The organism is Haemophilus parainfluenzae, from assembly GCF_014931275.1.
In the GTDB taxonomy this organism is placed as follows: domain Bacteria; phylum Pseudomonadota; class Gammaproteobacteria; order Enterobacterales; family Pasteurellaceae; genus Haemophilus_D.
The window spans coordinates 1374498-1388503 of sequence record NZ_CP063110.1 but is presented as its reverse complement, the minus strand read 5'-3'; the positions used below and the strand labels follow the sequence as shown (position 1 = coordinate 1388503).

General features: G+C 39.0%; 12 protein-coding genes. 10 read left to right on the top strand and 2 right to left on the bottom strand.

The genetic code is table 11. The features are described 5' to 3' along the window. Positions 1 to 26: 26 nt before the first annotated feature. The 6 genes from INQ00_RS06825 (at position 27) to INQ00_RS06800 (ending at position 6459) form a co-directional block, all read left to right on the top strand. Positions 27 to 1727, top strand: a complete 1701-nt coding sequence (locus INQ00_RS06825; protein ID WP_197546587.1) for an ABC transporter substrate-binding protein — start codon at positions 27 to 29, stop codon at positions 1725 to 1727. Beyond that, positions 1727 to 2692 carry an ABC transporter permease gene (locus INQ00_RS06820; RefSeq protein ID WP_049372498.1) on the top strand — a complete coding sequence of 322 codons (966 nt, stop codon included), beginning with the start codon at positions 1727 to 1729 and terminating at the stop codon, positions 2690 to 2692. The genes INQ00_RS06825 and INQ00_RS06820 overlap by 1 nt, the downstream gene beginning before the upstream one ends. Then, the gene (locus INQ00_RS06815; protein WP_197546586.1) at positions 2682 to 3569 is read left to right on the top strand and encodes an ABC transporter permease subunit; all 888 of its coding nucleotides are present in this window, start codon (positions 2682 to 2684) and stop codon (positions 3567 to 3569) included. Before INQ00_RS06820 ends, INQ00_RS06815 begins: the two co-directional genes overlap by 11 nt. 3 nt (positions 3570 to 3572) lie before the next feature. Beyond that, complete coding sequence (locus INQ00_RS06810) at positions 3573 to 4628, top strand: peptide ABC transporter ATP-binding protein (protein WP_197546585.1); 1056 nt, start codon at positions 3573 to 3575, stop codon at positions 4626 to 4628. Further along, entirely contained in the window at positions 4628 to 5431 is an 804-nt protein-coding gene (locus INQ00_RS06805; RefSeq protein ID WP_197546584.1) for a peptide ABC transporter ATP-binding protein, read from the top strand. The genes INQ00_RS06810 and INQ00_RS06805 overlap by 1 nt, the downstream gene beginning before the upstream one ends. 152 nt (positions 5432 to 5583) lie before the next feature. Next, positions 5584 to 6459: a bile acid:sodium symporter family protein gene (locus tag INQ00_RS06800; RefSeq protein ID WP_232086621.1), complete on the top strand. Its 876-nt coding sequence runs from the start codon at positions 5584 to 5586 to the stop codon at positions 6457 to 6459. Positions 6460 to 6519: 60 nt separating this feature from the next. Here the strand turns inward: INQ00_RS06800 and sppA are convergent, their stop codons facing one another. Further along, positions 6520 to 8382, bottom strand: coding sequence for a signal peptide peptidase SppA (gene sppA / locus INQ00_RS06795; protein WP_232086596.1), 1863 nt, complete (start codon positions 8380 to 8382; stop codon positions 6520 to 6522). 115 nt (positions 8383 to 8497) lie between these two features. Here sppA and INQ00_RS06790 point away from each other — a divergent pair, with 115 nt between their 5' ends. Next, positions 8498 to 9052: a nitroreductase family protein gene (locus INQ00_RS06790; protein WP_054419286.1), complete on the top strand. Its 555-nt coding sequence runs from the start codon at positions 8498 to 8500 to the stop codon at positions 9050 to 9052. 39 nt (positions 9053 to 9091) lie between these two features. On the opposite strand, the gene metX is transcribed toward INQ00_RS06790, so the two are convergent. Next, positions 9092 to 10177: a homoserine O-acetyltransferase MetX gene (metX, locus tag INQ00_RS06785; RefSeq protein ID WP_197546583.1), complete on the bottom strand. Its 1086-nt coding sequence runs from the start codon at positions 10175 to 10177 to the stop codon at positions 9092 to 9094. A 157-nt stretch (positions 10178 to 10334) separates the two neighbouring features. On the opposite strand from metX, the gene INQ00_RS06780 reads away from it, so the two are divergent. From INQ00_RS06780 to purA, 3 genes are all read left to right on the top strand, one after another. Further along, positions 10335 to 11033, top strand: coding sequence for a SanA/YdcF family protein (locus INQ00_RS06780; RefSeq protein ID WP_420026369.1), 699 nt, complete (start codon positions 10335 to 10337; stop codon positions 11031 to 11033). Positions 11034 to 11200: 167 nt separating this feature from the next. Then, positions 11201 to 12553, top strand: coding sequence for a lysine-sensitive aspartokinase 3 (gene lysC / locus INQ00_RS06775; RefSeq protein WP_197546582.1), 1353 nt, complete (start codon positions 11201 to 11203; stop codon positions 12551 to 12553). A 129-nt stretch (positions 12554 to 12682) separates the two neighbouring features. Further along, positions 12683 to 13981: an adenylosuccinate synthase gene (gene purA, locus INQ00_RS06770; protein WP_197546581.1), complete on the top strand. Its 1299-nt coding sequence runs from the start codon at positions 12683 to 12685 to the stop codon at positions 13979 to 13981. Positions 13982 to 14006 lie beyond the last annotated feature (25 nt).

Below are 14006 nucleotides of genomic sequence, written 5' to 3'. Positions count from 1 at the left end.
ACAAAACGGTCTTTAATAATAAAGCTATGTTACGTCGAAATGTCACTTTTTGTTTTTTATTGTGTGGGTTGAGCCAAATTAATCTGGCACAAGCCGCCCCAAGCATACCCAAAATGCTGACAGAAAACGGCTTAACCTACTGCACGAATGCATCGGGCTTTTCCTTTAACCCGCAAACCGCTGATGCCGGCACTAGTATGAATGTAGTGACGGAACAAATTTATAACAAATTGTTTGATATTAAAGACCATAGTGCAGCGCTTGTTCCTGTGTTAGCACAATCCTATTCTCTTTCATCTGATGGTAAACAAATTCTCATTAATCTTCGTAAAGGGGTGAAATTCCATCGTACTCCTTGGTTTACACCAACTCGTGACTTTAATGCCGAGGATGTGGTCTTTTCGATTAATCGTGTTTTAGGGCATGATACTTACTTGCCTACATTTTCAGATAATGAAGTAACCTATAAAAATCCACAATATAGAATCTTCCACGAACAAGCTAAGAAGGTACACTTTCCGTATTTTGAAAGTATTAAGCTGAATCAAAAAATTAAAAGCATCACAGCAACGAATCCTTATCAGGTCAAAATTGAACTGTTTGAACCCGATGCCTCAATTCTGTCGCATCTTGCTAGCCAATACTCTATTATTTTCTCGCAAGAATATGCATATCAATTAAGTGCGGATGATAATCTCACCCAATTGGATACGCATCCTGTGGGCACGGGCCCTTATCAAGTAAAAGATTACGTGTATAATCAATATGTTCGCTTGGTTCGCAATGAGGATTATTGGAAAAAAGAAGCCAAAATCAAAAATATTATTGTGGATCTTTCGGCGGATCGTACAGGGCGTTTAATTAAATTCTTTAATAATGAATGTCAAATCGCGTCTTATCCTGAAGTCAGCCAACTCGGTTTGCTAAGTGAGAAGGACGACCGTTATTATCTTCAATCTACGGATGGAATGAACTTGGCCTATTTGGCTTTCAATTTCCAAAAGCCATTAATGCAAGATAAAACTATTCGTCAAGCCATTTCGCAAAGCTTAAACCGTTTTAGAATTGTGCGAAATATTTACCACAATACAGCAACCGTAGCGAATAACATTATCCCTGATATTTCTTGGGCTTCTGCGATTAATACGCCTGATTTTTCTTATGATTATCAGCCCTCAGAAGCGGAAAAAACGTTACGCGATAAAAAACTCACGTTAAAGATGTGGGTAATAAACGAAGAGCAAGTATATAACCCTGCACCAATAAAAATGGCGGAGCTCATTAAATGGGATTTAGCCAAAGCAGGAGTGGATGTTAAAGTGCGGTCAGTAACACGCACGTTTTTAATCGAACAATTACGCAAAGGGACTGAAGATTACGATTTAATCTTAACGGGTTGGCTTGCTGGAAACCTTGATCCTGACGGTTTTATGCGCCCGATTTTAAGTTGTGATACACAAAAGGAAATCACTAATCTATCCAATTGGTGTAACCCTGAATTCGATAAGATGATGGATCACGCACTATCCACCAATCATTTATATGAACGGTCTAAAGCGTATAACAATGCGCAAGAGCTCATTTTAAACGAATTACCTATTGTGCCAATTGCAAACGTAAAACGACTTTTAGTCGCACGTGGTAATGTAAAAGGAATTGAAATGACCCCATTTGGTAGCATCAATTTTTCTACCTTGTATTTCATGAAAAATAAGGAGAAAAAATAATGCTCTTTTCAGCAATTCGTTATGTCATTTGGGTAAGCATTTTATTATTGGTTTTATCCGTATTAAGTTTTGTGATTTTAATGCGAGATCCGCTCAATGCTGATCTTGTCACAAACAACATTTATAGTGCTTATTATCATTACCTTACATCATTGTTACAGGGCGATTTAGGGATTACCTATAACGGCGGAGAATCGTTAAAAGATTTAATTTTTACTGTATTACCACCCACATTAGAGCTCTGTTTTACCGCACTTTTATTGGCTTGCATCTTAGGTATTCCTCTCGGCGTATTAAGTGCGGTCTATAATCAGCGTCCTTGTGCACGCGCATTGCAAAGTATCTCTAATGTTGGTTTATCTATTCCTATTTTCTGGTTTGCCCCGATTTTACTCTATGTCGCAGCGATTCAAAGCTGGGAGATTGCAGCCATCGGGCAGTATAATTTGCTGTATGAAATCAAACCTATCACAGGCTTTCCTACCATTGATATGTGGTTTGTTGATGTCCCTTACCGAACCAAAATCGTACAAAACGTTTTACAGCATTTAGCCTTACCGACATTAGTGCTTTGTATTCTGCCGACAATGGAATTTATCCGCATCATTCAGCAACGAGCTGATTATTTACTTCAACAAGAATATGCCAAAGCGGCTGTAACACGTGGATGGTCGAAATGGACGATTTTAAAACGTTACGTTTTTCGTAATACATTTCCATTATTGATTCCACAGCTTACTCGCGTATTTACCTTAGTATTAACACAATGTATGTTGGTAGAAAACGTTTTAGGTTGGCCAGGAATCGGGCGTTGGCTGATTGATGCCGTGACCCAACAAGATTACAACAGTATTTCGGCTGGAGTCGTAGTGATCGGTGTTTGCATCATCATTATTGATACCTTAGCCAAGTCACTGATGTTTATGTTAGATCCATTTAATAAGAAGGGCTGGTATGCAAGATAGAGAACCTGATGAATTTCGCGAAAGCACCTCCCTCTTGCAAATTTGGTTGCTTTTCCGCCAAAATCGTGTGGCATTATTTAGTTTCTACTTATTTTTTATCCTGATTTTGGTCGCTATTTTCCCGAAACTCATCATGCCTTATAGCGAAAGCATGGAGTTTGTGGGAGAAGAATTGATGCCGCCATCTTGGGTTGAAAAAGGTCGTATTGCCTTTTTCTTTGGCACGGACGATCTTGGCCGAGATGTACTCAGTCGATTAATAATGGGGACACAATACACTCTTGGTTCATCCCTTTTGGTGGTTATCGCTGTGGCAATTATTGGGGGCGCACTAGGTATTCTCGCGGGTATGTCTGGCGGGATTAAAGCGCGTTTTTTAGGTCATTTTTTTGATGCTTTTTTATCGATTCCTATTTTGCTGATTGCCATTATCATTTCCACGTTAATGGAACCAAGCTTAATGAATGCCATGTTTGCTACCCTATTAGCTATTTTGCCGTATTTTGTGCATGCAATTTATCAAGCGATTCAGCAAGAGCTGAAGAAAGACTATGTTCTCTTACTAAGATTAGATGGGATTTCAAATTGGGAGCTATTAAAAAGCACAATTTTGCCGAATATTAGTGCTATCTATACGCAAGAAATCGCTCGCGCATTTGTGGTCGCTATTTTAGATATTACAGCATTAAGCTTTATTTCTCTTGGTGCTCAACGCCCTATGCCAGAATGGGGGGCGATGATAAAAGACTCACTGGAGTTAATTTATCTTGCGCCTTGGACTGTTTTATTACCTGGTTTTGCTATTATTTTTACCATTTTATTAAGCATTATTTTTACTAACGGATTGTGTCAAGCAATCAATAAATATTACGAGTAACCCATGGCGCTGTTAGATATTCGCAATCTTAATATTGAAATTCAAACACCAAACGGCCGCATAAAAATTGTGGACAGCGTCAATCTTTCGCTTAATGAAGGTGAAATTCTAGGACTTGTCGGTGAGTCAGGCTCCGGTAAAAGTTTAATCGCTAAAGTAATCAGCAATTCCATCAAAGACAACTGGATTGTCACCGCTGACCGTTTTCGTTTTAATGATGTTGAATTACTTAAACTGACACCTAATCAACGTCGAAAAATCGTCGGAAAAGAAATCTCAATGATTTTCCAAGATCCATTAAGCTGCCTTGATCCAAGTCGAAAAATTGGGAAACAACTCATCCAAAGTATTCCAAACTGGACGTTTAAAGGCCGTTGGTGGCAATGGTTTGGTTGGAAAAAACGTCGCGCAATTGAATTGCTACACCGTGTAGGGATTAAAGACCACAAAGACATTATGGCGAGTTATCCTGATGAGCTCACTGAAGGTGAAGGTCAAAAGGTGATGATAGCTATAGCAGTGGCGAATCAACCTCGATTACTAATTGCGGATGAACCCACTAATTCTTTGGAATCCATTACGGCATTGCAAATTTTCCGCTTGCTTTCAAGTATGAACCAAAACCAAGGTACGACAATTTTATTAGCCAGTAACGATCTTAAAAGTATCAGCGAATGGTGTGATAGTATTTCCGTCCTTTATTGTGGGCAAAATACAGAGTCTGGGCCAACCGACCAAATATTAGAAATGCCTCACCATCCTTATACGCAGGCATTGCTCTACTCTGTGCCAGATTTTAGTCGTCCTTTAAGTTTTAAAAGCAAATTAGGGACACTAGAAGGCACCGTACCGATTTTGGAACAAATGCCGATTGGTTGTCGTTTAGGGCCACGTTGTCCTTTCGCTCAACGTGAATGTATTCAAAAACCAAGCCGCTATCGCATTAAACAGCATGAGTTCTCCTGCCATCATCCGATAAATCTTCGAGAACGGCAGTTTAAAGATAAAGTAGCCGCTTCACCGCTTACGCTTAACACTGAATCAAAAGGAAACGAATAATGCCATTATTAAAAGTGGAAAATCTCAGTAAAACCTTTGATGGTCCAGCCAAACTTTTTGGGTCTGAGCAGTTTTATGCGGTAAAGAACGTCAGCTTTTCGCTTAGTCGGAAAGAAACACTTGCGATTATTGGAAAAAATGGCTCAGGAAAATCGACCTTAGTGAAAATGATCGCAGGGATTACGCCCCCTACTTCGGGGAAAATCTTATTTAATGATTTACCGCTCCAATTTGAAGATTTTCACTATCGTGCACAACATATCCGAATGGTTTTACAAGATGCAAATTCAGCGTTTAATCCTCGGTTGAATATTGGCCAAGCCTTAGATGCACCGCTGCGATTAATTACCGACTGGGATGAAGAAACACGTAATCAAAAGATCTTTGAAACCCTTTCGTTAGTAGGACTTTACCCTGATTACACCAATCTTAAAATTAAACATCTCTCTGTTAGTCAAAAACAGCGGATCGCTTTGGCTCGTGCACTCATTCTGCAGCCTGAAGTGATTATTATCGATGACGCACTTGGTACATTAGATGCCTCCGTTCGTGTTCAATTGCTTAATCTAATTCTAGATTTACAAGAACATTTGGGTATTTCCTATATTTATGTCGGACAACACTTAGGGATTATCAAACATATTGCGGATCAAGTCTTGGTGATGGATGAAGGTGAAATTATCGAATCAGGTACACCAAGAGAAATCTTTACCAATCCTCAAAACAATATTACCCGCCTTCTTGTGGAAAGTCATTTTGGTCAATTGCTCGATGAAAATGCTTGGCAAACAACCACTTCCTAATCATCTTCAAATACAAGTTAGGCATAGACATCTCAAAAAAACGTCTTTAAAATTGACCGCTCTTTTCATTCTTTTAACAAAATAGGAAAGCAACTATGCAAGCATTATTAAAACTCACTAACTTTGTGAGCAAAACTTTCGCATTATAGGCGATTGTTTTTGCTCTTCTCGCCTTTCTCTTCCCAGCACAATTTAAAATTTTTGCACCATTCATTCCTTACTTTTTAGGTTTAGTGATGTTCGGTATGGGGATTACCTTAACCTTTGCTGATTTCAGTGAAGTGGCTAAACATCCTAAATCTGTATTAATTGGGGTAGCGGGCCAATTTATTATTATGCCAGCTATCGCATTCGGATTAGCGAAAGCTTTCGATTTGCCTGCTGATTTAGCGGTTGGTGTGATTCTGGTGGGTTCTTGCCCAGGTGGTACTTCATCAAACGTAATGACTTATTTAGCGAAAGGTAACACCGCACTTTCTGTTACTTGTACTACAATCTCAACCTTACTTTCACCAATATTAACCCCTGCTATTTTCTATGTATTAGCAAGCCAATGGTTAGATATTAATGCGGGCGCGATGTTTATGTCTGTATTACAAATGGTATTGTTCCCAATTTTCTTAGGTTTAGTCGTTCATGCACTCTTCAAAAAACAAGTAGAACAAGCAAGCCAAACTATGCCATTAGTCTCTGTTATTTCTATCGTCTTAATCTTGGCAGCGGTAGTGGCAGTAAGCAAAGACAAAATCATAGAATCAGGCCTATTAATTTTCAGCGTAGTAGTTTTACATAACTGCTTAGGTTATTTAATTGGGTACTTTGCGGCAAAATTATTTAAACTTAATACAGCGGATAGTAAAGCGGTGGCAATTGAAGTGGGCATGCAAAACTCTGCTTTAGGTGCAGCACTGGCTGCCGCTCATTTCAACCCGATTGCGGCGGTGCCAAGTGCTTTATTTAGTTTCTGGCACAATGTATCGGGTCCAATTTTGGCGAACATTTTCTCTAATATCAAAAATGAAAAATAAGCGATTTGGGTAAAAAATAAGGGCGGAAATTACATTCCGCCCTTTTTATATTTTACTGTTTTACTTAACCGAACCACAATTTAAACAATACAAATACTGCCCTTTTGGATCATTAAATTTGGTTAACACATTCAGTTGTTTTTTCACTTGATGCACTTCCTGTGGCAATCCCAACCAATTTGTCAGCAAGGCTTGACCTTTTTGTTTAAGCTTACGATCTAATTGAGCTAAGAAGCTATTATCTTCATCAACCAACCATTGCACACTAAAGCTATCCATATATTTATCCGGATTTTGGTTTACTAGAGCACCAGCTTTATCAATAGATACATCTATATCACCTAATTCATCCACCAAACCATTTTTATGTGCATCTTGCCCTAACCAAACTTGGCCTTGAGCAATTTTATCTACTTTATCTTTTGATAACTGACGACCACGGCTTACGACATCTAAGAAGCGGTCATAACCATTTTCAATACTGAGTTGGTAAATATCCTGAGTATTTTTACTCAATGGACTTAAAGCTGACGTTTCCGCGAGATCTGTTGTCGCTACCCCATCGGTACTCATTCCCATTTTTTTGATTGCATTTTCAAAGGTTGGGAATAATGCAAAAATTCCGATTGAGCCCGTAATCGTATTTTTATCTGCCACAATATAGTCTGCAGTCGAAGAAATCCAATAACCACCAGATGCAGCCATACCGCCCATAGATACCACAACAGGTTTACCTGCTTTTTGGAGATTTTCGGTTTCCTGGCGAATAATTTCAGAGGCAAATGCACTGCCACCCGGTGAGTTAACACGGAGAACAACCGCCTTTACTTTCTCGTTATTGTAGGCTTGTCTCAATAACTTCGCGATGGTATCGCCACCAGCTGATTCCTCATCACTTTCCCCATCAATAATTGTCCCTTCGACATTAACTACAGCAACGATATTTTTTTCATTTGGATCAACAGAGAAACGATCACCTAAATCAGATAAATAATCTTCAAAATCTAATAATTTAGTATTTCCCTCTGCATCTCGACCAAAAAATGCGGTCAATTTTTTCTCTAAATCCAATCTTGTCGCAAAATGTGTCACTAACTGACGTTTTTTCACATAAGCCGTTTCATCACCCTTTAACGCTTTTAAATCACTAATATATTTTTGTGCATTCGGTAATACATCATTAGCGGTAATATGGCGATTAACCATTAATGTTTGCATATAGTTTTGCCACATGCCCCCAAGCCATTTTTGCATATTCGCTTTTGCTTCTGGCGACATATCATCACGCAAGAAAGGCTCTACCGCGGACTTATATGTCCCTACTCGGAAAATATGCGGCGTAATTTCAAGTTTTTCGAGCATGGATTTGAAGTAAAGATTTTCATAACGTAAACCTTGAATGCTGACTTGTCCAATCGGATTGAGATAAATTTCATCCGCAAAACTCGCAAGAAAATATTGTGATTGTGTGTAATTGTCAGCATAAGCAATAACTGGCTTTTGTGATTCTTTAAAACTTTGAATGGCCTTTCCTACATACTCTAATGATGGAAGATCCCCCCCTTCAAAGTCATTTAAATTCAACACTAAACCACGAATTCGTTCATCATCTTTCGCAGATAAAATACTTTGCACCACATCAAAGGTTGAATATTTATAAGAGACTTTTTCATTATTTAAACGTTGGAGTTCCTTTTCCCAACTCAACATATCTTCCGTGTTATCCGCAAGATAGCCCGTTAAATTTAAATATAATGCACCTTGATCACCTGATAAGACTTGGCTTTTCTTACCATGCCCCAAAAGGCCGACAAGAAAAATCAACGCTAAAACAAATAATAAAAACACAAAATTCATCACAAGATTTCGGATAAAATTGAGTGCTTTACAACAAAATTTCAATACGCTTAAGATGTTATTCATGCGAAATTAAACCTTTAAAAACAGAAATAAAAATTGTGCGTAGCCTATCATAAAGTTTAGTGAAAAACTATGTTATAATTAACCGCACTTAAAACTAAAAAAAGGGAAAAACACTATGGACGCATTAACTCTTTTAACACAACGCAAATCCAATAAAAAATTAACGGCACCTGCACCTAGCCAAGTGCAATTAGAACAAATGTTTCAAGCTGCTTTACGTGCACCCGATCATGGTAAACTCGAACCTTATCATTTTGTCGTGATGCAAGGCACTGGCTTAAGTAAACTAGAGAACTTACTCAAAGCAGCTGTAACTGAATTTAATTTAGGTGAAGAGCGACTAAAAAAAGCAGAGAATTTTGCACGCCGCGCACCGATGGTTATTGCCGTCATTGCTAAAATTAATCATGAAGTCGCCAAAGTTCCTGGTTGGGAACAAATGCTTACTGCAGGTGCAGCAACTTATGCTCTTCAACTTGCTGGTAATGCGCTAGGCTTTGATAGTTTTTGGGCAACGGGTCCACTTATTGAAGGACGTGAATTACGTGAAGCATTTGGCTGTGGTAAAAATGATAAGATTGTTGCCTTATTACAAATTGGTACAGCAGCTGAAAAATTAGAAAAAGAGTGTAAACCAAAAGATTTATCACGTTTCGTGAGCCATTTATAAAAATCAAAAAAGGCGGAAATTCCGCCTTTTCTATTCCTTTTATTCTAACTCGCCTTCTATCCCGCTTCGAATTTTGTGCTCAAACGCCGTATAATCTACTAAAAAGGCATCATGTCCATAATCCGATGGGAATTCGTAAAATTTTAAATCGACTCCCGCTTGTTCTAAAAGTTGTTTACTTTTATGCAAATCAATAGATTTAAACAGTTGGTCTGTCGTCACAGAGACTAACGTATAACATGCTTTAATTCGAGATAAAGCTTCTTTTACATCCGCATAACCAACACTTGGGTCATATAAATCCAGTGCACGTAATAAATGCAAATAAGTGTTGGCATCAAAACGATCTAAGAATTTTTTGCCTTGATAACTCAAATAGGATTCTACTTGAAAGTGGTCGCCCCAAAATTGCCCTTCAGATTTAGTTGCACGACCAAATGCCTTAGCCAACTGCACATCGGTACGATACGTTAACATTCCTAACATTCGTGCAATGGAAAGGCCTTGATTAGGTGGCGTGCCATCATAATAGTCACCATTATTGAAATTCGGATCATTAATCACCGCTTGACGCATGACATGGTTAAAACCTATGGCTTCCGCACTAAAGAAGATAGAAGAACAAAGATTGACAATGTTATCCATAAAATCTGGATAATCAATTGCCCATTGTGTAGCTTGCATACCACCAAAAGACCCCCCCACTATTGCTTTTAAATGCGGGATACTAAGATGTTCAAGCAAAGCTTTTTGCACTTTGATAATATCTTGAACGATGATATTTGGGAACTGGCTACCATAAGGCTTTTCAGTAATTGGATTTATCGAACTCGGGCCCGTTGTGCCTTTACAACCACCTAATACATTTGAGCAAATAAAAAAGTATTTAGATGTATCAAAAGCTAGACCTTCTCCCATAAAGTTTTGCCACCAGCCATCTTTATTCGGTTCATCAAAATAAGGTTCTGCATCTCCCGTTAAAGCGTGACAAATCAATACAGCATTGCTTTTATCTGCATTTAAAGTGCCGTAAGTTTGATACGCGACATTAATAGGCGAGAGCTGTCCGCCCAATGTTAATTGGAGTGGATTGTCTTGAAAAAGCACGACATTTTGCACAGCCATTGAAATGATAACCTTTTACGTTGATGGTTCACCAATTATCAACAGCTCATTTTTTTTGTCAAGAAATTTTAGACGTTTAGACGTCTAAATATTTTCTTATCAATTCAGTAAACAAATTACACTTGAACTTACATTGTTTTTTCAGTATGTTAGCAAAATGCAACTATCCAAAACGCTGTCAAAAATGACCGCACTTTCCTGGCTCTTGTGCCTTCCGCTAAAAAAACTCCTCGGTTACGCCTTGGGGCTCTTTTTACTTGTTTTGATTGGTTGCTTCACCATTGATCGTGCCGTGAGCTTTTATGTACAAGACCGCGTGTATGAAGATCTCGAAACGCTCCCGCATCGCCATTATGCATTGGTACTCGGCACATCCAAATATGTGGCTAAAGGCAAAACCAATAAATATTATGATTACCGCTTAGAAGCATCAAAACTCTTGGTCGAGCAAGATAAAGTCGATTATTTACTACTAAGTGGTGATAATCGCACGCTTCAATATAACGAACCACGCACGATGTTTTTGGATCTACGTAAAATGGGTGTATCTGAAAGTGTGATGTTTAAAGATTTTGCGGGATTCCGCACCTTAGACTCTGTTGTGCGAGCAAATAAAGTTTTCCAAGTGCCCTCTTTTACTATTATCAGCCAAAAATTCCATTGTGAACGCGCGCTGTTGATTGCTAAACACTATGATATTGATGCAATTTGCTTTACTGCGAAACAACCTGACGTGTATTTCGGGACACGTGTTCGCGAAATGTTTGCTCGTGTAAAAGCCGTATTAGACTTAATTATCGGTGTAAAACCTTATTTCCTCGGTGCACCAGAACCTCTGCCAATTCCTACCGAATAGTTAATGATTCTTTAATTTTTACCCTGTTAAATCAAAAAATATCTAAATAATTGGTTTTTTACTCTATTTTTTTGGAGTATTTATTTGACAATTTTTGATGAAATCGCTATTTCTAATACCCATCACAAAACACAACATCTTACTTTTCATTTTTAGAGGATTATCTTATGTCTCATTTATCGGTAGCAAAATTTGGTGGTACATCCGTTGCAAACTATTCGGCTATGCAGGCCTGTGCCAAAATCATCATTGCAGATCCTAATACTCGCGTTGTCGTGCTTTCCGCATCAGCCGGTGTAACGAACTTATTAGTTGCCCTAGCTAATGGTGTCGAAGCTGAAGAGCGCGCAAAATTAATCGGTGAAGTCCGTCAAATTCAAGAAAACATTTTAAATGAATTAAAAGACGACAGCCGTGTTCGCCCTATCATTGAAAAATATTTAGAAAATATTACCGCACTTTCTGAAGCAGCTAGCCTTGCAACATCACTTGCTTTAACTGATGAGCTCATTAGCCACGGTGAAATGATGTCAACGCAAATTTTCATTGAAGTATTAAGAGAATTACAAACCTCAGCTACTTGGGTCGATGTGCGTACTTTAGTCGCAACCAATGATAACTTTGGTAAAGCGTCACCAGATGATGCTCAAACCCAAGCAAATTGCGATAATTTATTAAAACCATTAATCGACCGAGGTGAATTAGTCATCACCCAAGGTTTTATCGGCCGTGAACCAGGTGGTAAAACAACTACTTTAGGTCGTGGTGGTAGTGACTACTCTGCGGCACTTTTAGCGGAAGTATTAAACGCAAAAGATGTATTAATTTGGACGGATGTAGCGGGAATTTATACCACAGACCCGCGTGTCGTCCCTGAAGCAAAACGTATTGATACCATGAGCTTTGCTGAGGCTGCTGAAATGGCAACTTTCGGCGCTAAAGTATTACACCCCGCAACATTACTTCCAGCTGTACGCAGTAATATTCCCGTTTATGTAGGTTCAAGTAAAGCGCCAGATGCTGGCGGTACTTGGGTAACACGCGATCCTCAACCACGTCCAACATTCCGTGCAATTGCAGTTCGTCGTGATCAAACTTTATTGACGCTTTCAAGCTTAAGCATGCTACATGCCCAAGGATTCCTTGCGAATGTATTCAATATCTTAGCCAAATATAAAATTTCGGTGGACACGATTACCACTTCTGAAGTGAGCATTGCATTAACGTTAGATAAAACAGGTTCTGCTTCATCTGGTATTGAATTACTTTCACCAGAATTATTAGAAGAATTAAGTCAATATTGCACCGTGAAAGTCGATACAGGGCTATCACTTGTCGCATTAATTGGAAATGACTTACACCTTGCTTCCGGTGTAGCAAAACGTATTTTCGACACACTTGAAGGTTATAACATTCGCATGATTAGCTATGGTGCAAGCACGAATAACATTTGTATGCTAGCGCATAGTGACAAAGCGGATGACGTAGTACGTTCATTACATAAATCATTGTTTGAATAATAAATTTAGAGAAAGTGCGGTTAAAAATAACCGCACTTTTTTACGTTTTAAATTTGAGATTACGGCAAAAAAAGAGTAAAGTAATCGTTTGTCTGATTTATAAACTTACGCAAACTTAAGGCGGAAATTATGGGAAAAAGTGTTGTTGTTCTTGGCGCTCAGTGGGGCGATGAAGGGAAAGGCAAGATCGTTGATTTATTAACAGATCGAGTAAAATATGTGGTGCGTTACCAAGGTGGTCACAACGCAGGTCACACGTTAATTATTAATGGTGAAAAAACTGTATTACGCTTAATTCCATCTGGTATTTTACGTGATAACGTGACCTGTTTAATCGGTAACGGTGTGGTACTTTCTCCTGCTGCATTAATGCAAGAAATGGGCGAATTAGAAAACCGTGGCGTAAAAGTACGTGAACGTTTATTAATTTCAGAAGCTTGCCCTTTAATCCTACCTTATCACGTTGCAATGGATCACGCTCGTGAAGCCGCGTTAGGCAAAAAAGCTATTGGTACAACCGGTCGTGGTATCGGCCCCGCTTATGAAGATAAAGTGGCTCGTCGTGGTTTACGTGTGGGCGATTTATTCAATCGCGAAGCCTTTGCTGAAAAATTAAAAAATATCCTTGAATACTATAATTTCCAATTGGTGAACTACTACAAAGTAGAACCTGTTGATTATCAAAAAACATTAGATGATGTCTTCGCAGTAGCTGATATCATCACTGGCATGGTAGCAGATGTGACAACTATTTTAGATACTGCTCGCAAAAATGGCGACAACATTTTATTTGAAGGTGCTCAAGGTACCATGCTTGATATCGACCACGGAACCTATCCGTATGTAACCAGTTCTAACACCACTGCCGGTGGCGTAGCAACAGGTTCTGGTTTCGGTCCTCGTAACCTTGATTATGTGTTAGGTATCATCAAAGCATACTGTACGCGTGTTGGTGGCGGTCCATTCACCACAGAATTATTCGATGAAACTGGTGCTGAAATTGCACGTAAAGGTAATGAATTTGGTGCGGTAACTGGTCGTCCTCGTCGTTGTGGTTGGTTTGATGCTGTAGCCATTCGCCGTGCAATTCAACTTAACTCTATTTCTGGCTTCTGTATGACCAAATTAGACGTATTAGATGGCTTCGATGAAGTGAAAATCTGTACGGCTTACAAAATGCCAAATGGCGAAATCGTTGAATATGCACCATTAGCAGCGAAAGATTGGGAAGGCGTGGAGCCAATTTACGAAACCTTACCAGGCTGGAAAGAAAACACCTTCGGTGTCACTGATGTAAATAAATTACCGCAAACTTGCCGTGATTACATCAAACGTATCGAAGAAGTAACTGGCGTGCCAGTCGCTATCCTTTCAACGGGTCCAGATCGTGTTCAAACAATGATTTTACGCGATCCGTTTGCGGCCTAAAACAGCATAAAAATAAACCGCACTT

Coding starts and splice junctions, on each gene's coding strand:
- INQ00_RS06825 (WP_197546587.1), top strand. CDS start 27: ATGTTACGTCGAAATGTCACTTTTTGTTTTTTATTGTGTGGGTTGAGC.
- INQ00_RS06820 (WP_049372498.1), top strand. CDS start 1,727: ATGCTCTTTTCAGCAATTCGTTATGTCATTTGGGTAAGCATTTTATTA.
- INQ00_RS06815 (WP_197546586.1), top strand. CDS start 2,682: ATGCAAGATAGAGAACCTGATGAATTTCGCGAAAGCACCTCCCTCTTG.
- INQ00_RS06810 (WP_197546585.1), top strand. CDS start 3,573: ATGGCGCTGTTAGATATTCGCAATCTTAATATTGAAATTCAAACACCA.
- INQ00_RS06805 (WP_197546584.1), top strand. CDS start 4,628: ATGCCATTATTAAAAGTGGAAAATCTCAGTAAAACCTTTGATGGTCCA.
- sppA (WP_232086596.1), bottom strand. CDS start 8,382: ATGAATAACATCTTAAGCGTATTGAAATTTTGTTGTAAAGCACTCAAT.
- INQ00_RS06790 (WP_054419286.1), top strand. CDS start 8,498: ATGGACGCATTAACTCTTTTAACACAACGCAAATCCAATAAAAAATTA.
- metX (WP_197546583.1), bottom strand. CDS start 10,177: ATGGCTGTGCAAAATGTCGTGCTTTTTCAAGACAATCCACTCCAATTA.
- INQ00_RS06780 (WP_420026369.1), top strand. CDS start 10,335: ATGCAACTATCCAAAACGCTGTCAAAAATGACCGCACTTTCCTGGCTC.
- lysC (WP_197546582.1), top strand. CDS start 11,201: ATGTCTCATTTATCGGTAGCAAAATTTGGTGGTACATCCGTTGCAAAC.
- purA (WP_197546581.1), top strand. CDS start 12,683: ATGGGAAAAAGTGTTGTTGTTCTTGGCGCTCAGTGGGGCGATGAAGGG.